Source organism: Micromonospora sp. NPDC005254 (assembly GCF_042872525.1).
Taxonomy (GTDB): domain Bacteria; phylum Actinomycetota; class Actinomycetes; order Mycobacteriales; family Micromonosporaceae; genus Micromonospora.
On sequence record NZ_JBIAKM010000008.1, the window covers coordinates 322,646 to 342,369 of the forward strand.

Sequence of the window (19,724 nt, forward strand, 5' to 3'; positions counted from 1 at the left end):
GGGGCCGCCGCACCGGTACGGTCAACCCTTGTCCGCGCCGTCGCTGGCGTCGCGGACGAAGTAGCGCTGGAACACCACGAAGATGATCGCCACCGGGATGGTGGCGAGCAGCGCCGCGCCCAGCTTGAGCGGGTACTGGGTGCCGCTGCCCAGCGAGCCGCTGACCAGGTCGGCGAGGCCGCGCGGCAGGGTGAACAGGTCCGGGTCCTGCACCGACACGAGGCTGTGCGGGAACTCGTTCCAGGAGCCCTGGAACGACAGGATGGTCAGGGTGATCAGCGCCGGCTTCGCCATCGGCAGCACCACCGACCAGAAGGTGCGGAAGATGCTCGCCCCGTCGATGCGGGCGGCCTCCTCCACGCTCACCGGGATCGACTCGAAGAACTGCTTCATGATGAACACGCCCGCCGCGTCGGCCAGCAGCGGCACCACCAGGCCGGCGTAGCTGTTGTAGAGGCCGAGCTGGTTGAGCACCAGGAACTTCGGGATCAGCAGCACCACGCCGGGCACCGCCATCACCGCGATGACGGCGGCGAACAGCTCGGCGCGCCCGGCGAATCGCAGCCGGGCCAACGCGTACCCGGCGAGCGAGTCGAAGAACACCCGGCCGAGGGTCACCAGCACGGTGACCAGCAGCGAGTTGCCCAGCCAGAGCGGAAAGTTGGTGCCGGCGAAGATCCGGTCGAAGCCGGCGAGGCTGAGCGGGTCCGGAATCGGCGAGAGCGGGTTCGCCGCCGCGTCGGGCTCGGTCTTGAGCGAGCTCGCGATCTGGATGACGAACGGGTAGAGGAACACCAGCCCGAAGAAGACCAGCGTGGCGTACCCCAGAAAGCGGGTGACCAGGGTGCGGGCCGCGCGCTGGTCGCCGCGCGCGGGCGCCCCCGCCGGGCGGTCGGTCAGCACGGCCATGTCAGGACCTCTCCGGTACGCGTCGACGCCGCCAGCCGCGGCGCGGCCGGTCGGTGTCCCGCTCGGCGAGCGCCCGACGCTGGATCAGCGTGAGCACGATGATGATCAGGAACAGCACGAACGAGATCGCCGCGCCGGAGCCGTAGTCGAAGTCCCGGAACGCGGTCCGGTACGACAGGTACGCCGGGGTGACGGTGGTCTTGGCCGGGTCGCCCTGGCTCATGACGTACACCTGGTCGAAGACCTGCCAGGAGCCGATCATGCCGAGGGTGAGCACCAGGAAGGTGGTCGGCCTGATCATCGGCAGGGTGACGTAGCGGAACCGCTGCCAGCGGGAGGCTCCGTCGAGCGTGCTGGCCTCGTCCAGCGTCACCGGCACGTTCTGCAGGCCGGCCAGGAACATCAGCATGAACGTGCCGGAGGTGGTCCAGATGACCAACGTGATGATCGAGATCATCGCCACGCTGGGGCCGGCCAGCCAGTCCCACCAGCTCAGCCCGAACGGGCCGCCGTCGGTGAGCGCCGCCGGGGGCGAGTCGACGCCGACCGCGCCGAAGAGCAGGTGCAGCACACCCCGGGAGTCGGCGAACCACTCCGGGCCGTCGATCCCGAGGAAGCCGAGCAGCGCGTTCACCGCGCCGGAGTTGGCGAAGAGGAACAGGAACACCACGCTGATCGCGACCGAGCTGGTGACCGAGGGAAAGTAGAACGCGCTGCGGAAGAAGCTCTTGCCCTTGAGCATCCGGTTGTTGACCACCAGCGCCAGCCCGAGCGCGAGCACGGTCTGCGCCGGCACCACGATCGCCACGTAGTAGATGTTGTTGCGGATGCTGGTCATGAAGTCGCGGCGGGGCAGCCCGTCCTCGGTGAACAACTGGGTGTAGTTGTGCGCGCCGACGAACGGGACGTCGCCGGTGAACGGGCTGCCCTGCCCGTTCCAGTCGGTCAGGCTGACCCAGAGCGCCATCAGGATCGGCAGCAGCAGGAACAGCCCCAGGATGACGATCACCGGTGCGACGAAGAGCCAGCCGGCGAGGTTCTCGTTGCCGCGGACGCCACCCCGCCGTCGCCGGGGGCTCGTCCCGGGCGCGGTGGCCACGGCGGTCAGTGTCTCGGTTGCCATCTCCCCTCCCTCCCTCTCTCGGGCCCTTCCGGGCCGGAGGTGCGGACGGGGGCCCCGCTCGCTGTCGGGGCCCCCGCCGTCACCTCAGCTGCCGCCGAGCGCCGCCTTGGCGTTCTTGTCGAAGTTCTGCAGCACGGTCTTCGGGTCGCCGTTGGCCAGGCTCTGCAGACCGGTGTCCAGGTCCTTGAGGACGCTGTCCATCTTCGGCGCGTTCACCGGGCCCTGGGCGTACGCGACGCCCTCGATGAACACCTTGTCGGCCGGGGAGGCGGCCGTGTACTGGTCGCGCACCGACTGCCGCGACGGCATGACACCGACCGCCTTCGCGAACGTCAGCTGCTGCTCACCGCTGGTCATCGCCTCGACGAACTTGATGGCCTGGTCCTTGTACTTGCTCTTCGCCGCGATGCCCCAGCACTGGGTGAAGGAGAGCGTGCCCTGCCCCTTCGGGCCGGCCGGCAGCGCCACCACCTTGTACTTCACGTTCGGGAAGTCGTTCTGCAGCGCGCCCTTGATCCAGTTGCCCTCGATGGTCATCACGGCCTTGCCCTTGCCGAACGCCTCACCGGACCAGCCCGAGTCGAGCTGCTTCGGGTACTTGGCCAGGCCCGAGGTGAGCAGGGACTTGACGTACTGGAGGGCGGCCAGGTTCTCCGGGGTGTCGGCGGTCGGCTGCTTGCCGTCCTTGCTCAGCAGCCAGCCGCCGTTCTGCACCAGGAAGGCGCCAATCCGGTCCCGGGTGTCGCCGAGCGCCAGGGCGACCTGCCCCTTCGCCTTGATCTTCTGGGCGGTCGCGGTGAGCTGGTCCCAGGTGGTCGGCACGTCGGCGTCGGTCAGTCCGGCCTTCGCCCACAGGTCCGTGTTGATCTGCAGGGCCAGGGTGGAGAAGTCCTTGGGCGCGCAGTAGAGCTTGCCGTCGTACGAGAACGTGGTGCGCAGGCTCTCGTAGAAGTCGTCCGGGTTGGAGATCTTGTCGCCGTACGGCTCCAGCGCGCCGACGCTCGCGTAGTCGGCGAAGCGGGCCGCGTCGACGTAGAAGACGTCCGGCGGGGTGCCGCCGGCGAGGCCCTGGCCGAGCTGCTGGGTGAGGTCCTGCGCCGGGGTGACCGTGGCGGTGTTGCCGGAGCCGCTGGCCCACTTCGCCGCGGCGTCCTGCACGGCCTTGGTCTCGGCTTCGCCGGAGGATCCGATCAGGATCTGCAGGCTGGCCGGTCCGCTGGACTGGGCGGCGTCGCCGGACGAGTCGTCGAAGCCGCTGCCGCAGGCCGCGGAACCGAGAAGGGCGACGGCGGCGAGGCCGGCCACCGCCGCCCGGGTGAGGTTTCGAGGTGCCATGGGGTTCTCTCCTGGTGGGGGATGGGACTACGCGGTGTGCCGAAGCGCCAGCGAGGGCTGGAGCAGCACGTGGGTGGGGGTCTCGTGGTTGCCGTCGAGGACCCCGGTGAGCAGGTCCACGCAGCGGGCGGCGGCCTCGCCGAGCGGTTGGCTGACGCTGGTCAGCCCCACCGCGGCTGCGACCGGCGTGTCGTCGAAGCCGATCACCGACACCGGCGGGTCGGTGCCCCGGATCGCCTGCAGCGCGCCGAGGGCGAGCGAGTCGCTGGCGCAGAGCACGGCGGTCGGCGCCTCGGCGGCGAGCAGGTCCCGAGTGAGCCGTTCGCCCTCGGCGATGCCGTCCTCGGTCTCGCGGTGCAGCCCGGTCGGGTCGACACCGGCGGCGCGCAGCGCGTCGTGCCAGCCGGCCCGCCGGTCGTCGCCGACACCGGACCCGAGGGGCCAGCCGATGAACGCGATCCGCCGGTGCCCGGCGTCGAGCAGATGCCGGGTGGCGGCGGCGGTGCCGGCGGCGCCGTCCACGTCGACCCAGGGGTGCGCGTCGAGCGCGTCCCACGGGCGGCCGAAGGTCACGAACGGCACGTCCCGGTCGGCGAGCCAGGCGGTACGCGGGTCGCCGTACTTGGTGCCGACGAGCACGAACGCGTCCAGCTCGTACGTGCCGAGCAGGTCGTCGTAGGTGGCGATCTCCCGCTCGTCGTCGGTGGCGGTGTAGAGCAGCACCCGGTAGCCGGCGGCGTCGGCGGTCTCGGTGAGGCCGTGCAGGAAGCGGTCGAGAACGGAGCCGTTGATGCCGTCGCGGGTCGGTTCGATCCGGGCGGCGATGAGGCGGGACCGGCCGGTGCGCATCTGTCTGGCCGCCTGGTTGGCCCGGTAGCCGAGCGCGCTGATCGCGTCCTCGACCCGCTGGCGGGTCTCCTGCCGCACGATGTGCGGCGCGTTGAGCACGTTGGAGACCGTCTGCCGGCTTACTCGGGCGTGCCGGGCCACCGTCGCAATGGTTACCTTCTCGGGCACTTAATCCCTCTCGCCGTCTTGAACGATCCAATTCGGATAGTGCAGGATTAGATCGTTCAAGTTTCTGGAATGTTTCGCACTTTGCACCGCCAGGGGCGCGTTGTCAAGATGTCCGCCCCGCCCCCCGAGATCTGGAGCCGCGCCGTGATCGAACGCCAGCTGCAACCCCTCCTGCACGAGTTGGTTCCGGTGGTGCTCGCCCCGACCAGTGCGCTGGGGGACGCGACCGGGCAGATCCGCCCGACCGGCGTCCAGGGCGTCTTCCACGCCGACGCCCGCGTGCTCTCCCGGGCCGAACTGCGGGTCGACGACCAGGAGCTGGAGGGGCTGACCCGCGGCGCGGACGGCCCGCACGGCGCCCGCTTCGTGGGCCTGGCCCGCTGGCTCGGCGATCCCACGCCCGACCCCACCGTCCGCGTCGACCGGCTCCGCCGGGCCACTCGCAACGGCCTCACCGAGGAGCTGCGGATCGTCTCCACCGCCACGGTCGGCGTACGGGCCACCGTGAGCGTCGACCTCGGCTGCGACCTGGCACCCATCGAGGTGGTCAAGTCCGGTGGCGCCGCCGCGCCGCTGGAGGCCAAGACCGGCCAGCCGGGCCTGCTCACCTGGTCGGCCGACGGCATCACCGTCACCGTCACCGCGCCCGACGCCGACGTGCTCGCCGCCGACGAACGGGCCACCGCGCCGCGGCTGGCCTGGCCGATCGACCTGCCCCCCGGAGGCGAGTCGGTGCTGCGCTGGCAGCTGACCGTCGAGGACCCGCGCGCCGTGGTGATCGGCCCGGTCGGCGAACCGGAGTGGGCCCGACCCGAGGTGACCGCCGACGATCGACGGCTGGTCCGCTTCCTCGACCGCAGCCTGGACGACCTGCGCGGGCTACGCCTGGCCGAGACCGGCGCGCCCGGGGACGTCTTCCTCGGCGCCGGCGTCCCCTGGTTCCTCACCCTGTTCGGCCGGGACAGCCTCTGGGCCGCCCGGATGATGCTGCCGCTCGGCACCGACCTGGCCGCCGGCACCCTGCGCGTGCTCGCCCGCCGCCAGGGCACCCGCGTCGACCCGGCCACCGGGGAGGCCCCCGGCAAGATCCTGCACGAGCTGCGCGGGCAGGAGTTCGCGCTGCCCGGGAACGGGCTGCGCCTCCCGCCGGCCTACTACGGCACCGTCGACGCCACCATGCTCTGGGTCAACCTGCTGCACGACGCGTGGCGCTGGGGCCTGCCGGCCGAGCAGGTCGAGCCACTGCTGCCGCACCTGGAGGCCGCCCTGCGCTGGCTCGGCGAGCACGCCGACCCCGACGGCGACGGCCTCGTCGAGTACATCGACACCACCGGCCACGGGCTGTCCAATCAGGGCTGGAAGGACTCCGGCGACGCCGTACGGTTCCACGACGGCTCCCTGGCCACCGCGCCCATCGTGCTGGCCGAGGTGCAGGGGTACGCGCACGAGGCGGCGGTGAACGGCGCCGCCCTGCTGGACGCCTTCGGCCGCCCCGGTGGGGACCACTGGCGCGAGCACGCCGCCATGCTGGCCCGCCGGTTCCGGGACACCTTCTGGGTCGACGGCCGGTACGGCCCGCAGCCCGCCCTGGCCCTCGACCGGGACAAGCGCCCCGTCGACTCGCTGACCAGCAACATCGGTCACCTGCTCGGCACCGGCCTGCTCACCGTCGACGAGGAGGCCCAGGTCGCCCGCTTGCTCACCACTGACACGCTGGCCGGCGGCTTCGGACTACGGACGATGTCCACCGACGACGCCGGCTTCAGCCCGCTGTCGTACCACTGCGGTTCGATCTGGACCCACGACACCGCGATCGTGCTCGCCGGGCTGGCCCGCGCGGGGCACCGCGACGCCGCGCTCGGCCTGGCCGAGGGGCTGCTCACGGCGGCCGAGGCGTTCGACTACCGGATGCCGGAGCTGTACGGCGGCGACGACCGGACGCTGCTCGATCGCCCGGTGCCGTACCCGGCGGCGTGCCGGCCCCAGGCGTGGGCCGCGGCGGGCGCGGTGCTGCTGCTCCAGGCCGCGACGGGCCTCTACCCCGACGTGCCGGGCGGCACGGTCCGGCTGACCCCGCTGGCCGGCGCGGAGCTGGGCGCCGTCACGGTCAAGGGCCTCCGCGTGGCCGACACCCCGGTGACGGTCGAGGTCGACCGCTCTGGCGAGGCCAGGGTCACCAACCTCCCCACCCCGCTCACCCCAACCCTCCCCACCCAACGCCGCGCAGCGGAACACCCGGCATAGCGGGCGCTGCGGCGGGAGATCTTGGACAGTTTCCGTCAGCTAACGGAAACTGTCCAAGATCTGCGAGGAGGGCGGGGTCAGCCGAGGAGGGGGTCCAGGCCCACCGTGAGGCCGGGGCGGTTGCGCACCGCGCGGACGGCCAGCAGCACGCCCGGCATGAAGGACACCCGGTCGTACGAGTCGTGCCGGATGGTCAGCGTCTCGCCGGTGCCCCCGAAGAGCACCTCCTGGTGGGCGACCAGGCCGGTGGCGCGCACCGCGTGGACGCGTACCCCGTCGATGTCGGCGCCGCGCGCACCCGGCACCTCGTCCTTGGTGGCGTCCGGCACCGGGCCGAGACCGGCTTCGGCGCGAGCCTGGGCGATCTGCCGGGCGGTGTGCGTGGCGGTGCCGCTCGGGGCGTCCAGCTTGCGCGGGTGGTGCTGCTCGATGATCTCGACGGACTCGAAGTGCCGGGCGGCCCGCGCGGCGAACTGCATCATCAGCACCGCGCCGATGCCGAAGTTCGGGGCGATGACCACGCCGACCTCCGGCTTTTCGGCCAGCCAGCCGCGCACCTGCTCCAGCCGCTGCTCGGTGAAGCCGGTCGTGCCGACCACCGCGCTGATGCCCTGCTCGATGGACCACTTGAGATTGTCCATGACGACGTCCGGCGTGGTGAAGTCGACGACCACGTCGGCACCGGAGACGGCGGAACGGCTGTCGCCCTGGTCGATCGACGCCACCAGTTCGAGGTCGTCGGCGGCGTCGACCGCCCTGCAGACCTCGATGCCCATCCGGCCGCGGGCACCGAACACGCCGACGCGGGTCTTCTCCTGCTCGTCAGTCACGCGGCACAACCTATCCCAATCGGGACGTGCCACCGCCGCCGGATCCGGTCCGCTCCACCGACCGGGATGTGCCCCCGGCCCTGCGGGCGACGGGCCTCAGGCGGAGAAGTCGCCCTCGCCGAACGGGCCGACCACGGCCAGCGACATCGGCCGGCTGAGCAGCTCAGCGGCGAGGGTGTTCACGTCCGCGACGCTGACCTCGTCGACCCGCCGGAGCAGCTCGTCCACCGGCATCAGGTCGCCGTAGAGCAGCTCACCCTTGGCCAGCCTGCTCATCCGGGAGCCGGTGTCCTCCAGGCCGAGCACGAACGAGCCCTTGCTCATCCCCTTGCCCCGGGCCACCTCGGCCTCGGTCAACCCGTCGGCGGCCACCCGGGCCAGCTCGGCGCGGGTCAGGGCCAGCACCTCGTCCACCTTGCCCGGCGCGCAGCCGGCGTAGACGGCGAACAGGCCGCTGTCGGCGTACTGGCTGGCGTAGGAGTAGACCGAGTACGCCAGGCCGCGCTGCTCACGGATCTCCTGGAAGAGGCGGCTGGACATGCCCCCGCCGAGGACGTTGTTGAGCACCCCGAGGGCGAAGCGCCGGTCGTCGGTGCGGTCGATGCCGGGGCAACCCAGCAGGACGTGCGCCTGCTCGGTCTCCTTCGGCTCGACCAGTGTGGTGGCCGGCTTGGTGCGTACCGCCGGAGTGGCCGCGCGGTGTGCGGCCGGTGCGGCCGGGTCGCTGTCCAGTGGCGTGCCGCGCACGGCCTGCCGGACCAGCTTGACCACCGCGGCGTGGTCGAGGTTGCCGGCGGCGGCGATGACGATCTGCGGTGCGGTGTAGCGACCCCGGTAGAAGGACTGGATCTGCTTGCGGGTCATCGGCGTGACGGTCTCCTCGGTGCCGGAGATCAGTCGGCCCAGCGGGTGGTCGCCGTAGACGGCCCGGGCGAAGAGGTCGTGCACCTCGTCACCGGGTTCGTCGTCGTGCATGGCGATCTCCTCCAGGATCACGCCACGCTCGGTCTCCACGTCGGCCGGCTCCAGCAGCGAGTCGGCGACCAGGTCGCACATCACGTCGATCGCCAGCGGCAGGTCCTCGTCCAGCACGCGGGCGTAGTAGCAGGTGTATTCCTTCGTCGTGAAGGCGTTCGTCTCGCCACCCACCGCCTCGATCTGCGAGGAGATCTCCAAGGCGGTGCGCTTGTGGGTGCCCTTGAAGAGCAGGTGCTCCAGGAAGTGCGCGGCACCGGCCTGCGGACGGGTCTCGTCCCGCGAGCCCACCGCCACCCAGATGCCGAAGGAGACGCTGCGCATCGCCGGGATCGCCTCGGTGAGCACGCGCAGGCCGCTGGGCAGCACGGTACGACGTACCGTGCCGCCCAGCGGGTCGTCGCTGAGCGTCCGGGTCACCGCGCGGGCGGCGCCGCCGGAGCGGCCCGCCCCATTGTCCCGGGACGCAGCCACCCCCCGTCGATCCGGTGGAAACGGCGCACTGAAGGCCCGACTCACGTGTTGCTCCCGGTTCGACGAGGGGTGGGTGTTGCAGGTGCTGGTGGTCAGCTGTGCCGGGTCCGGCGGCGCGGACGCTCGCCGCCCTCGCCACCACCCTCGCCGCCGCCGTTGCCGCCGTTGCCGCCCTCGCCGCCGCGCTCCGGGCCACGACCGCCACGGTCGCCGCCACGCTCACGGTCACCGCGGTCACGCGGGCCCCGGTCACCCCGGTCCCGACCAGCCGGTCGGTCGCCGCCAGCGGCCTCACCGGCGGCCGGAGCCTCGGCGCCCTCCGGGCGAACCTTGTCCAGGTAGATCTTGCCGCGGGCGTCGATGTCCGCGATCTCGACCTCGACCCGGTCACCGACGTTGAGGAAGTCCTCAACGCGCTCGACCCGCTTGCCGTCGCCCACCTTGGAGATGTGCAGCAGGCCGTCGCGGCCCGGCAGCAGCGAGATGAACGCGCCGAACGCGGCGGTCTTGACCACCGTGCCGAGGAACCGCTCGCCCTGCTTGGGCAGCGTCGGGTTGGCGATCCCGTTGATCCGGTCGACGGCCGCCTGGGCCGACGGGCCGTTGGTGGCGCCAACGTAGATCGTGCCGTCGTCCTCGATGGAGATCTCGGCGCCGGTCTCGTCCTGGATCGCGTTGATGGTCTGACCCTTCGGGCCGATCACCATGCCGATCTTGTCCACCGGGATCTTGACGGTGGTGACCCGCGGCGCGTAGTCCGACATCTCGGCCGGAGCCTCGATCGCGGCCCGCATGACACCGAGGATGATCTGCCGGGCCTCGTTCGCCTGCTGCAGCGCGGCGGCCAGCACGTCCGACGGGATGCCGTTGAGCTTGGTGTCGAGCTGCAGCGCGGTGACGAACTCCGGCGTGCCGGCGACCTTGAAGTCCATGTCACCGAACGCGTCCTCGGCGCCGAGGATGTCGGTAAGCGTCACGTACTGCGTCTTGCCGTCCACCTCGTCCGAGATGAGCCCCATGGCGATGCCGGCGACCGGCGCCTTCAGCGGCACACCCGCGGAGAGCAGGCCGAGCGTCGACGCGCAGACCGAGCCCATCGAGGTGGAGCCGTTGGAGCCGAGCGCCTCGGAGACCTGCCGGATGGCGTACGGGAACTCCTCGCGCGACGGCAGCACCGGGATCAGCGCACGCTCGGCGAGCGCACCGTGGCCGATCTCGCGCCGCTTCGGCGAGCCGACCCGGCCGGTCTCACCGGTCGAGTACGGCGGGAAGTTGTAGTTGTGCATGTAGCGCTTGCGGTTCTCCGGGGACAGCGTGTCCACCATCTGCTCCATGCGGAGCATGTTCAGCGTGGTGACACCCAGGATCTGGGTCTCGCCGCGCTCGAACAGCGCCGAACCGTGCACCCGGGGCAGCACGCCGACCTCGGCGGTCAGCGGCCGGATGTCGCGCGGGCCGCGGCCGTCCATGCGGACCTGCTCGCGCAGCACGCGGTTGCGCACCTCGGACTTGGTCAGCGAGCGGAAGGCGGCACTGAGCTCCTTCTCCCGACCCTCGAACCGAGCGCCCAACTCCTCGGCGACCCGGGCCTTGACCCGGTCCAGGGCTTCCTCGCGGTCCGCCTTGCCGGCGATGGTGACCGCCTCGGCCACCTCGCCGCGGGCCAGGTCGGCGACCGCGTCGTACACGTCGTCCTGGTAGTCCAGGAAGACCGGGAACTCGGTGACCGGCTTGGCGGCGACCTCGGCCAGCTCGCTCTGCGCGCGGCACAGCTCACGGATCGCCGGCTTGGCGGCCTCCAGGCCGCTGGCGACGATCTCCTCGGTCGGGGCGGTGGCACCGGCCGAGATGAGGGCGACGGCGTTCGGGGTGGCCTCGGCCTCGACCATCATGATCGCGACGTCGCCGTCGTCGAGGGTGCGGCCGGCCACGACCATGTCGAAGGTGGCGCGGGCCAGCTCCTCCAGGGTCGGGAAGGCGACCCACTGGCCGTCGATGTGGGCGACCCGGGTCGCGCCGATCGGGCCGGAGAACGGCAGGCCGGAGAGCTTGGTCGACATCGAGGCCGCGTTGATGGCCACCACGTCGTACGGGTGCTGCGGGTCGAGCGCGAGGATGGTCTCGACGACCTGGACCTCGTTGCGCAGGCCCTTCACGAAGGACGGGCGCAGCGGCCGGTCGATCAGGCGGCAGGTGAGGATCGCGTCCTCGCTGGGCCGACCCTCACGGCGGAAGAACGAGCCGGGGATGCGGCCCGCGGCGTACATCCGCTCCTCGACGTCGACGGTCAGCGGGAAGAAGTCGAACTGCTCCTTCGGGTGCTTACCGGCGGTGGTGGCGGAGAGGACCACCGTCTCGCCCAGCTGGGCGATGACCGAACCGGCGGCCTGGCGAGCCAGTCGACCGGTGGAGAAGGTGATCTCGCGGGTGCCGAAGGACCCGTTGTCGATCACGGCGGTGCGGGATTCGGTGCCGAGTTTGGTCTCGGTCATGTGCTGTCGTGCTCCTTCGCGTCGTGGGCCCGCGACGTCGGGGAGCTGCTCAGCCGGCCGGTCTTCGATCGAAGCGCCCGGGTGGCCGGCGTACTGCCGGGTTCCCGGGGGCCACTACCGGAGACCGGTACGCTGACCGGCTCCCTCTCGGGTTGGTCGCGCGGCCCGTGTTCTTCAGGTGGGACGCCGATCGGGGGAGCGGCCGGTGGGCCACTCCCCCGTCACGTCACCGGCGCAGACCGAGCCGCTCGATGAGCGTCCGGTAGCGGGCAATGTCCTTCTTCTGGACGTAGTTGAGCAGCCGACGGCGACGGCCGACCAGCAGCAGCAGCCCACGGCGGCTGTGGTGGTCGTGCTTGTGCACCTTCAGGTGCTCGGTCAGCTCGGCGATCCGCTTGGTGAGGACCGCGACCTGGACCTCCGGCGAACCGGTGTCGCCCTCGGCGGTCGCGTACTCCGCGCGGATGCTGGCCTTGGCTTCCTGGTCGAGCGCCATGTTCTCCCTGTTTCGATGGGTTGATCAAGTAGGTGTCCGTCGTCCCGATGGACCGGGAACGGACCGGTACCTCGCACCCGCGGCGTCGAGCAGGCACGCGAGGCCCCACGCCGGTCACCCGACGTCCCCGCAAGACTACCAGCACCCACGGGTAACAGCCGGCCAAGGGCCTGCGCGGCCCGGTGGATGATCAGCTCAGAGCGCGCCGGGTGCGTGCGACGTCCTGTTCGATCTGGGCGATCAACGGCTCGATCGAGTCGTAGCGGACCTGACCGCGCAGGTGCGCCACGAAGTCCAGGGCCAGCCGCTCGCCGTACAGGTCGCCGTCGAAATCCAGCGCGTACGCCTCCACCCGCCGCTCCCGACCGGAGAAGGTCGGGTTGGTGCCGACCGACACCGCGGACATCAGCGGCTCGGACTGACCGCGACGGATCAGGCGGGCGGCGTACACCCCGTCGGCGGGCACCGCCGCGTACCGGTGGCAGAGCAGGTTCGCGGTGGGGAACCCCAGCACCCGGCCGCGCTGGTCACCGCGGACCACCACGCCCTCCACCCGGTGCGGGCGGCCCAGCGCGGCCGCCGCGGCGCCCACGTCACCGGCGTCGACGCAGGAGCGGATGTACGTGGAGGAGAAGACCGTGCCGTCCTCAGCGACCAGCGGGCCGCCCTCCACCCCGAAGCCGAAGGTCTTCCCCAGCCGCTCCAGCAGCGCCACGTCGCCGGCCGCGCGGTGCCCGAAGCGGAAGTTGCCGCCGACCACCACCAACGCCGCGTGCAGGTGCTCGACCAGGATGTCGTGCACGAACTGCTCGGGCGGCAGCCGGGAGAACTCCGGGGTGAACGGCACCACGCAGAGCACGTCCACGCCGAGCGCCTCGATCAGTTCCGCCTTGCGGGCCGGCTCGGTGAGCACGGCCGGGTGCGAGCCCGGGCGGACCACCTCGGCCGGGTGCGGGTCGAACGTGACCACCACCGACTGCACGCCCAACTCCCGGGCCCGGGCCACGGCGTGCCCGATGGTCGCCTGGTGCCCCTTGTGCACGCCGTCGAAGACGCCGATGGTGACGACCGAGCGTCCCCAGCCGCCGGGCGCCGCGTCGTACCCCCGCCACCGCTGCATGCCGTTCCTTTCCTGCTGTCCCGCTGTTCGGCGGGTCGACACCGCCGGCCGGAAGCCGGCGGACCTCGTCCCGCCGTCAGGCCGGGGCGAGCACGATCTCCGCGCGGGCCCGCCCGTCCCGCTCGCTGACGATAGCGATCAGCCCGCCGGTCGGTCCGAAGACGGCGTACGGCCCGGCGATGCCGGCGGGGTCCAGCGGACCGCCGTGGCCGAGCACCTTCGCCTCGTCGGGTGTCGCCTCCCGGCGCGGGAAGAACCGGTCGGCCGCCGCGTCCAGCGGCAGGTTCACCACGGCCGGGGCGCGCTGCTCCAGCTCGTCGAGCGTGGCCGCCTCGGCGAGGGTGAAGCCACCCACCGCGGTCCGGCGCAGCGCGGTCAGGTGCCCACCGACGCCGAACGCCAGGCCCGCGTCCCGGGCGATGGCCCGGATGTACGTGCCGGAGGAGCAGGTGACGTCCACGTCCACGTCCACCACGTCCGGCTCGGTGCGGCGGATCGCCAGCACCTCCAACCGGGAGATGGTGACCCGCCGCGCCGGCAGCTCGACGCTCTCGCCGTCGCGCACCCGCTTGTACGCCCGCTGCCCGTCGATCTTGATGGCGCTGACCGCGCTCGGCACCTGGTCGACCTCCCCGGTCAGGGCCGTCAGCGCGGCGCGGATGGCCTCGTCTGTGACGTGACCGGCCGGGGTGCTTGCGATCACGTCGCCCTCGGCGTCGTCGGTGACGGTGGCCTGGCCGAGCCGGATCGTGCCGGTGTAGCTCTTGCCCGCGCCGATCACGTAGGTCAGCAGTCGGGTAGCCCGCCCCACACCGATCACCAGGACACCGGTGGCCATCGGGTCGAGGGTGCCGCCGTGCCCGACGCGGCGGGTCTTCGCCAGCCGGCGGATCCGCGCCACCACGTCGTGCGACGTCATGCCGCCGGGCTTGTCGACCACGATCAGACCATCGGTGCTCACGTCGCCCAAGCCTGCCAGACAGCCTCTCGGCGACCGGAGTCGCCCGGCGCCCTCCGGCCGACCCCGGCCCGCTGTCGGCACGGCGGCGCCCGGGTGCCGGCTGCTGCTGGGCGCGCCGAACGGGACAGCGCCGTCGTCGGCCGGATGCGAAGATCACACGCCCGTTCCCGCCGAACCAGGACTACACGATGACCAGCGAAGACCCCGCCAGCCCGCCGAACACCACCGACCCGTACGCGGTCGCCAGCGAGACCGACGACATCCGGGTGCCGGACTGGATGCGGGGGCCGGCGACCGAAACCCCCGTGACCGGCGCTGATCGGCTGCGGCTGGGCTGGGAGCAGCACGCGGGCAAGCTGCTCGGCGGCGTCGGCGGGCTGGTCGCCCTGGTGCTGCTGGCCGTGCTGGCCTGGAGCGGGTACAGCGCCGTGCAGCGGATCCACGACGGGGAGCCGCTGCTGGGTCAGGGCTCCTCCACGGCGCCGCCCCGGCCGGTCGACGAGAGCGGCAACAGCCTCGGACCGTTCGTCGGCACGCCGGCGGAGACGTTCGCCGTGGGCGCGGCGGCCATCACGCTCCCGGCGGCCAAGGCTGCCGCGCCGTTCACCGCCAAGCAGGTCGGTGACGCGTTGGCGAAGGTCAAGGGGGCGTTGATCCAGGGCCGACTCGACCCGTCCATGCTCTTCGGCGATCCGGACCAGTTCCTCGCCCTGCTGGCCCCGGACGCCCGCGCCGACCTGCGCAAGGACTTCGCGCAGGGGACGAACCTGAACTACGCCACCCGGGTCGACCGCGCCGCCGACCCGAACCTCGACCTCGCCGACGGCATCCGGGCCAGCGGCACCGTGGAGTACCGGTCGACGACCGACAGCGACGGGATCCGGGTGCTGGCGATCACCACCCGGTTCATCTGGGTCTACTCCTTCGACCTGCCCCGCCCGCAGGCGTACGCCCCGGGCGCCGAACTCGTCACCCTCCGGGACCAGGTCGTCTGGCACGTGCCGCACCCCGACGACGTGCGGGCGGGCTCGGCCGGGCTGTGGGTGGACAGCGCCGACGTGACGGTGCTCAACGCGACCTGCGCGGCGATCCGCAAGGGCCGGATCGACCTGGAGATCGCGCCCGAGGTGAGCCTGCCGAACACCGCGCCGACCGGGGACATCTACGACCCGGGTTGGCGTCCCGGCGACGGCGAGGACTGCTGAGCCGGGGGCAGGCCGTCAGCGGATCGCGCCGACCACGGCCCAGGCGCCGCTGCGCAGGCGCAGCAGCAGGGCGACCAGCCGGATCGCCACGAAGAGGGTGAGCCCCGCCCAGATGCCGCCCAGCCCCAGGTCGAGCCCGTACGCCAGCCAGATGGCCGGCAGGAAACCGCCAAGCGCCGCCACGATGGTGAGGTTGCGCAGGTAGCGGACGTCGCCCGCGCCGATCAGCACGCCGTCGAGCGCGAACACCACCCCGGCCAGGGGCTGCATGGCGACGAACCACGGCCAGGCCACCATGGCCTGCTCGCGTACCTGCTCGTCGGAGCTGAACCAGGACGGCACGACGCCGGCGCCGGCGGCGATGAGCAGCGCGAAGGCGACGCCGCAGACGCCGCCGAGCAGGCCGATCCGGCGGGCCAGCGCGCGGGCGTCCGCCGCGTCGCCGGCGCCGAGCGCGGCACCGACCAGGGACTGCGCGGCGATGGCGAGGGCGTCGAGCACCAGCGCCGTGAAGAACCAGAGCTGCAGGGCGATCTGGTGTGCGCCGACGGCGGCGGCGCCGAAGCGGGCGGCGACGGCCGTCGCGGAGAGGAAGCTGGCCTGGAACGCCACGCCCCGGATCAGCAGGTCCCGACTGAGCACGAGTTGCTGGCGGATCACCCGGGGTCGGGGCCGCAGCGACACCCGTTCGGCGACCAGCGCCGCGGCGAAGAGCCCGCCGGCGATGGTCTGGGCGACCACGTTGGCGACCGCCGAACCGGTCAGGCCGAGCCCACCGGGATAGACCAGCAGCGGGCAGAGCAGCGCGGAGAGCAGGTTGGGGCCGAGCACGAAGAGCAGCGGCCGCCGGGTGTCCTGCACGCCGCGCAGCCAGCCGTTGCCGGCGGCGGCGAGCAGCAGGCCGGGGGCGCCGAGCGCCGCGATCCGCAGCCACCCGGCGGCGGCGTCGGCCACGTCGCCGGCACCTCCGGCGAGGGTACGCGCCAGCGCGCCCCCGCCGATCTGCATGCCGATCGCGACCAGCAGCCCGACGCCGAACGCGAGCCACGACGACTGGACTCCCTCGGCCACGGCCGCCGCCCGGTCGCCGGCGCCGAAGCGGCGGGCCGACCGCCCGGTGGTGCCGTACGCGACGACGGTGCCGAGCCAGGCGGTGAGCGTCATCACCGTGCCGCCGACGGCGAGCGCCGCCAGGGGCACCCGACCGAGGTGACCGACGACGGCCGTGTCGACGAGCACGTAGAGCGGCTCGGCGGCGAGGACGACGAGGGCCGGCAACGCGAGGCCGGCGATGCGGCGTGGCGAGGCGGATCGGTCGGCGGTGGCAGGGTGGCTCATCGCCGCCGATCCTGGCACGACGACGGTAAGGATCGCAATCCCGCCGAGGACTTACTCCATCGGCGGCGTCACCGCCCGGCGGAGTGGCTCACTGGCGGGTGTCCATCGACGTCTGCAGCGCGCGGCGGGCCTGCTCGCGGGCGTCGTCGGTGGTGGTCTCGGGCTTGGGCTTGTTCGGCATGGTGGCGCTCCTTCCAGGGTGCGAGCCACCGGCACGCGGCAGCCCTCACGGGCGGTCGTGTTGAGCGCCCCACGGCGGTCCGGGGTTACCGGAGCAGCCGACTGGGCAGCGTGAGCCCGGGTCGGTCCGACCCTGGAGGGAGGCAGCGCGAGGTGTGGCACCACCGCCCACGACCTGCATCACCACGTGATGCCGGCCGCCTCCCAAGTTATCGTTCAGGTCCACATGCTGCTCCCGGTTCCCGCCATTTGGACGGTCGGCAGCCCGGCTCAGCGGGCCAGGAAGTGCCAGCCCAGCCACCACCAGAACCCGAACAGACCGATCCTGCCCACCGGCACCGAACCGACCTCGTAGCGCATCACGTACGCGCAGACCTCGCCCAGGGTCGGTATGCGGGATCCCTCCCGCCGGGCCAGCCACTCGACCCCGACGAACAGGGCCAGGGCGGTGAGGAAACCGCCGATCGCGAGTGCCCGCATCATCGCCGCGCCAGCCCCCAGAACGCGGCCAGCCAGGCGAACCAGGCCGCCGACCGGGTCAGATGATCCTCCAGCAAGGGGTCGGCCAACCGGGAGAAGGTGGGGAAGTCGTCGCCCACGGCCAACACGAAGGTCGCGCCCTCGAAAACCCCGAAGACCACCACCGGCAGTGCCCACCAGGCCGCTCCCGGGCCCAGCCGACGCGGCGCCGGCCGCCGGGGCACCCGGTTGCTCAGACCGAGCCAGATCAACACGCCGCCGGTGCCGAGCGTGTAGAGATTGGCCTCGGTGGAGAACGACGCGAACCGGCCGCCAACGAGGGACAGGCAGAGGAGAACCGGGACGGAGACGGCGGGCCGGTCCCAGGCTCGGGGGGCCTCCACGGTGAGGTCGTGCGGCTGCTCCATCCCGCAATTCTTCCCGTTCTCACGGAGCGCGGCTAGACCGACACCCCCCGGAGCTGACCCTGAACTTCCCGCCCCGGACGGAAACGTGAACGGGCCTGGTCAGCTGCGCCGGACGGCCCGGGAGCGGTCAGGCGTCGCCGGTGATCAGTGCCCCGGCCAGCTCGCCGCGGATCGCCTCGACGACATGCTCGGCGGTCCCCCGGCCGGTGAACCCGGCCGCGAACGTGTGGCCACCCCCGCCCAGCGCCACCGCCACGCGACTGACGTTCACCGCGCCCTTGCTCCGCATCGACACGGCCCACTCGTCGGGGGCGGTCTGCTTCAGCACGCAGCTCACGTCCGCCTCGGCGGTGCAGCGCACCGAGTCGATCAGCGCTTCCAGGACGTACGGCCGCTGGTCGTGGCGGGCCAGGTCGTCGAGCGTGGCGAAGGTCCACACCAGCCCTCGGCCGTCGGCGGCGGCCGGCTCCAGCCGAGCACGGCCGAGCACCTCCCCGAAGAGGCGGACCGCGCCGAAGGGTCGGGTGTCGAACACCCGCCGGGAGATGTCCCCGGGCGAGATGCCGGTGGACAGCAGCCGGGCGGCAAGCTGGTGCACCGCCGGAGTGGTCGCCTCGAACCGGAACGAGCCGGTGTCCGTGGTCAGCGCCACGTACAGGCACTCGGCGATGGCCCGATCCAGCGGTACGCCCAGTCGCGCCAACAGCTGCTCGGCCACCACCGACGTGGCGGCGGCCCTCGGGTCGACCAGGTTGACGGTGCCGAAGCCCGGGTTCGAGGCGTGGTGGTCGAGCACCAGGACGGCAGGAGCCGTCGACAACCGACCGGCCAGCTCACCGAGGCGCGACTCGCTGGCCGCGTCGAAACAGATCACCAGATCCGGAGCCGGGTCCGCGGCGCTCGCCGGGACCAGCAGCTCCAAGCCGGGCAGCCCCCGGAACGGCTCGGGCACCTCCGGCGGCCCGGGAAAGGTCGCCTGCAACCGGTGTACGCCGAGCTGGCGCAGGCCCAGACCGAAGCCGAGCATGCTGCCCAGCGCGTCGCCGTCCGGGTTGACATGGCAGATCAACAGCACCCGGCTGGTCGGCCCGACGGCGCGGATCAGCGCCTGGGCCGCGGCCCAGTCCGCCTCGGCCGGGCCGGCGTCGACCGGCGCGACGAGTTGGGCACCGGCGGCGCCCGTCACCGCGCTGCCCCACCCCGGGGGATCTCCGTGACGTCGGCGGCCACGTCGGCCTCGTCGTCGTCGGTCTCGTCCTCGGTCTCGTCGTCGTCGACCCGGTACGGCTGCGCCTCGCCCGCGTACTCCGCCCGGGCGGCCAGCCGCTGCACCTCCGCGTCGGCGTTGCGGGCGGCGGCGAGCAGATCGTCGATGTGCTTGACCTGGTCCTGCACGTCGTCCAGGACGAAGGTGAGCGTCGGCGAGTGCCGCAGCCCGAGCGCCTTGCCGACCGTGCTGCGCAGCAGGCCCTTGGCGCTCTCCAGAGCCGCCGCGGTGTCCGCCTGGGCCACCGCGTCGCCAAGGACCGTGTAGAAGACCGTCGCGTCGCGCAGGTCAGCGGTGATCCGGGCATCGGTGATGGTGATCATGCCGAGCCGCGGGTCCTTGATCTGGCTCCGCACCACCGACGCGACCAGCTCACGCACCCGTTCCGCGTGCCGGCGTACCTTGGCCGGATCAGACATCTCGCCACCTCCACGGCGTCCTGCTCCCGGCCGACCCGGCGACCCGGGGGCCGCCGGCCCGACCGGCCAACATCTCGAACACTACCTTCGCGGCGGCACCGGTCGCCCGGCACCGCCGGCACCCCGTTTCAGTCGTCGTCCACGCCGTACAGCCGGCGTCGGACCGACAACAACTCGACCTCGGGACGCGCGGCCACCAGGCGCTCGCAGGAGTCGAGCACCTCGCGGACGTGCGCCGCTTCGGCGGCGACCACGGCCACCGCTATCTCCGCTCGACCGTGCAGGTCGAGCGCACCCACCTCGGCGGCCGAGACCTCGAAGCGGCGCAGCGCCGCCACGATCGGCCGTACATATGATCTCTTGGCTTTGAGCGACCGGGAGTCGCCCGGCAGCAGCAGGTCGAAGACCGCGTTTCCGGTGAACATCGCCCCGGACGATACCGGCAACCCGCC

The 19,724-nt window shown here is 72.4% G+C and carries 18 protein-coding genes; 2 read left to right on the forward strand and 16 right to left on the reverse strand.

What is annotated here, in order from left to right; genetic code table 11:
- Window positions 1-21 precede the first annotated feature (21 nt).
- From ACFYPR_RS24795 to ACFYPR_RS24810, 4 genes are all read right to left on the reverse strand, one after another.
- On the reverse strand, window positions 22-909 hold the full coding sequence (locus tag ACFYPR_RS24795; RefSeq protein ID WP_387262696.1) for a carbohydrate ABC transporter permease: 888 nt from the start codon (window positions 907-909) through the stop codon (window positions 22-24).
- A gap of 1 nt (window position 910) precedes the next feature.
- Window positions 911-2,032: a sugar ABC transporter permease gene (locus tag ACFYPR_RS24800; protein WP_355066848.1), complete on the reverse strand. Its 1,122-nt coding sequence runs from the start codon at window positions 2,030-2,032 to the stop codon at window positions 911-913.
- An 84-nt stretch (window positions 2,033-2,116) separates the two neighbouring features.
- A complete protein-coding gene (locus ACFYPR_RS24805; protein ID WP_387183852.1) occupies window positions 2,117-3,367 on the reverse strand; it encodes an extracellular solute-binding protein in 1,251 nt (416 codons plus the stop codon).
- Window positions 3,368-3,394: 27 nt separating this feature from the next.
- Complete coding sequence (locus tag ACFYPR_RS24810; protein ID WP_355066850.1) at window positions 3,395-4,384, reverse strand: LacI family DNA-binding transcriptional regulator; 990 nt, start codon at window positions 4,382-4,384, stop codon at window positions 3,395-3,397.
- A gap of 144 nt (window positions 4,385-4,528) precedes the next feature.
- Here ACFYPR_RS24810 and ACFYPR_RS24815 point away from each other — a divergent pair, with 144 nt between their 5' ends.
- Window positions 4,529-6,628 carry a glycogen debranching N-terminal domain-containing protein gene (locus tag ACFYPR_RS24815; RefSeq protein WP_387262699.1) on the forward strand — a complete coding sequence of 700 codons (2,100 nt, stop codon included), beginning with the start codon at window positions 4,529-4,531 and terminating at the stop codon, window positions 6,626-6,628.
- A gap of 77 nt (window positions 6,629-6,705) precedes the next feature.
- Here ACFYPR_RS24815 and dapB read toward each other — a convergent pair whose 3' ends face one another.
- The 6 genes from dapB to truB form a co-directional block, all read right to left on the reverse strand.
- Window positions 6,706-7,458, reverse strand: coding sequence for a 4-hydroxy-tetrahydrodipicolinate reductase (gene dapB / locus ACFYPR_RS24820; protein WP_354857678.1), 753 nt, complete (start codon window positions 7,456-7,458; stop codon window positions 6,706-6,708).
- Between the two features lie 96 nt (window positions 7,459-7,554).
- Window positions 7,555-8,952 (reverse strand): pitrilysin family protein, encoded by a 1,398-nt coding sequence (locus tag ACFYPR_RS24825; RefSeq protein WP_354857676.1) that lies wholly within the window; start codon window positions 8,950-8,952, stop codon window positions 7,555-7,557.
- A gap of 47 nt (window positions 8,953-8,999) precedes the next feature.
- Window positions 9,000-11,399, reverse strand: a complete 2,400-nt coding sequence (locus tag ACFYPR_RS24830; protein WP_354857674.1) for a polyribonucleotide nucleotidyltransferase — start codon at window positions 11,397-11,399, stop codon at window positions 9,000-9,002.
- Between the two features lie 226 nt (window positions 11,400-11,625).
- Window positions 11,626-11,895, reverse strand: coding sequence for a 30S ribosomal protein S15 (rpsO, locus tag ACFYPR_RS24835; RefSeq protein WP_007456699.1), 270 nt, complete (start codon window positions 11,893-11,895; stop codon window positions 11,626-11,628).
- Between the two features lie 190 nt (window positions 11,896-12,085).
- Entirely contained in the window at window positions 12,086-13,015 is a 930-nt protein-coding gene (locus tag ACFYPR_RS24840) for a bifunctional riboflavin kinase/FAD synthetase (RefSeq protein ID WP_354857671.1), read from the reverse strand.
- 76 nt (window positions 13,016-13,091) lie between these two features.
- Complete coding sequence (gene truB, locus ACFYPR_RS24845; protein ID WP_387262781.1) at window positions 13,092-13,994, reverse strand: tRNA pseudouridine(55) synthase TruB; 903 nt, start codon at window positions 13,992-13,994, stop codon at window positions 13,092-13,094.
- Window positions 13,995-14,164: 170 nt separating this feature from the next.
- Here truB and ACFYPR_RS24850 point away from each other — a divergent pair, with 170 nt between their 5' ends.
- Window positions 14,165-15,181, forward strand: a complete 1,017-nt coding sequence (locus ACFYPR_RS24850; protein WP_387262701.1) for a hypothetical protein — start codon at window positions 14,165-14,167, stop codon at window positions 15,179-15,181.
- Between the two features lie 15 nt (window positions 15,182-15,196).
- Here the strand turns inward: ACFYPR_RS24850 and ACFYPR_RS24855 are convergent, their stop codons facing one another.
- From ACFYPR_RS24855 to ACFYPR_RS24880, 6 genes are all read right to left on the reverse strand, one after another.
- On the reverse strand, window positions 15,197-16,519 hold the full coding sequence (locus ACFYPR_RS24855) for an MATE family efflux transporter (protein ID WP_387262703.1): 1,323 nt from the start codon (window positions 16,517-16,519) through the stop codon (window positions 15,197-15,199).
- 450 nt (window positions 16,520-16,969) lie between these two features.
- Window positions 16,970-17,179 carry a DUF6186 family protein gene (locus tag ACFYPR_RS24860; RefSeq protein WP_234588302.1) on the reverse strand — a complete coding sequence of 70 codons (210 nt, stop codon included), beginning with the start codon at window positions 17,177-17,179 and terminating at the stop codon, window positions 16,970-16,972.
- Window positions 17,179-17,586, reverse strand: a complete 408-nt coding sequence (locus ACFYPR_RS24865) for a hypothetical protein (RefSeq protein WP_355133465.1) — start codon at window positions 17,584-17,586, stop codon at window positions 17,179-17,181. Before ACFYPR_RS24865 ends, ACFYPR_RS24860 begins: the two co-directional genes overlap by 1 nt.
- A gap of 127 nt (window positions 17,587-17,713) precedes the next feature.
- Window positions 17,714-18,772 (reverse strand): bifunctional oligoribonuclease/PAP phosphatase NrnA, encoded by a 1,059-nt coding sequence (locus ACFYPR_RS24870; RefSeq protein ID WP_354857660.1) that lies wholly within the window; start codon window positions 18,770-18,772, stop codon window positions 17,714-17,716.
- Window positions 18,769-19,272 carry a 30S ribosome-binding factor RbfA gene (gene rbfA, locus ACFYPR_RS24875; RefSeq protein WP_354857657.1) on the reverse strand — a complete coding sequence of 168 codons (504 nt, stop codon included), beginning with the start codon at window positions 19,270-19,272 and terminating at the stop codon, window positions 18,769-18,771. Before rbfA ends, ACFYPR_RS24870 begins: the two co-directional genes overlap by 4 nt.
- Window positions 19,273-19,400: 128 nt before the next feature.
- Entirely contained in the window at window positions 19,401-19,697 is a 297-nt protein-coding gene (locus tag ACFYPR_RS24880; RefSeq protein WP_234588255.1) for a DUF503 domain-containing protein, read from the reverse strand.
- Window positions 19,698-19,724: the final 27 nt, after the last annotated feature.

What these genes read in the sequence shown, in the direction of transcription:
- ACFYPR_RS24795 (WP_387262696.1), bottom strand. Translation starts at nt 909, where the DNA reads ATGGCCGTGCTGACCGACCGCCCGGCGGGGGCGCCCGCGCGCGGCGAC.
- ACFYPR_RS24800 (WP_355066848.1), bottom strand. Translation starts at nt 2,032, where the DNA reads ATGGCAACCGAGACACTGACCGCCGTGGCCACCGCGCCCGGGACGAGC.
- ACFYPR_RS24805 (WP_387183852.1), bottom strand. Translation starts at nt 3,367, where the DNA reads ATGGCACCTCGAAACCTCACCCGGGCGGCGGTGGCCGGCCTCGCCGCC.
- ACFYPR_RS24830 (WP_354857674.1), bottom strand. Translation starts at nt 11,399, where the DNA reads ATGACCGAGACCAAACTCGGCACCGAATCCCGCACCGCCGTGATCGAC.
- rpsO (WP_007456699.1), bottom strand. Translation starts at nt 11,895, where the DNA reads ATGGCGCTCGACCAGGAAGCCAAGGCCAGCATCCGCGCGGAGTACGCG.
- ACFYPR_RS24840 (WP_354857671.1), bottom strand. Translation starts at nt 13,015, where the DNA reads ATGCAGCGGTGGCGGGGGTACGACGCGGCGCCCGGCGGCTGGGGACGC.
- ACFYPR_RS24850 (WP_387262701.1), top strand. Translation starts at nt 14,165, where the DNA reads ATGACCAGCGAAGACCCCGCCAGCCCGCCGAACACCACCGACCCGTAC.
- ACFYPR_RS24855 (WP_387262703.1), bottom strand. Translation starts at nt 16,519, where the DNA reads ATGAGCCACCCTGCCACCGCCGACCGATCCGCCTCGCCACGCCGCATC.
- ACFYPR_RS24860 (WP_234588302.1), bottom strand. Translation starts at nt 17,179, where the DNA reads ATGCGGGCACTCGCGATCGGCGGTTTCCTCACCGCCCTGGCCCTGTTC.
- ACFYPR_RS24865 (WP_355133465.1), bottom strand. Translation starts at nt 17,586, where the DNA reads ATGGAGCAGCCGCACGACCTCACCGTGGAGGCCCCCCGAGCCTGGGAC.
- rbfA (WP_354857657.1), bottom strand. Translation starts at nt 19,272, where the DNA reads ATGTCTGATCCGGCCAAGGTACGCCGGCACGCGGAACGGGTGCGTGAG.
- ACFYPR_RS24880 (WP_234588255.1), bottom strand. Translation starts at nt 19,697, where the DNA reads ATGTTCACCGGAAACGCGGTCTTCGACCTGCTGCTGCCGGGCGACTCC.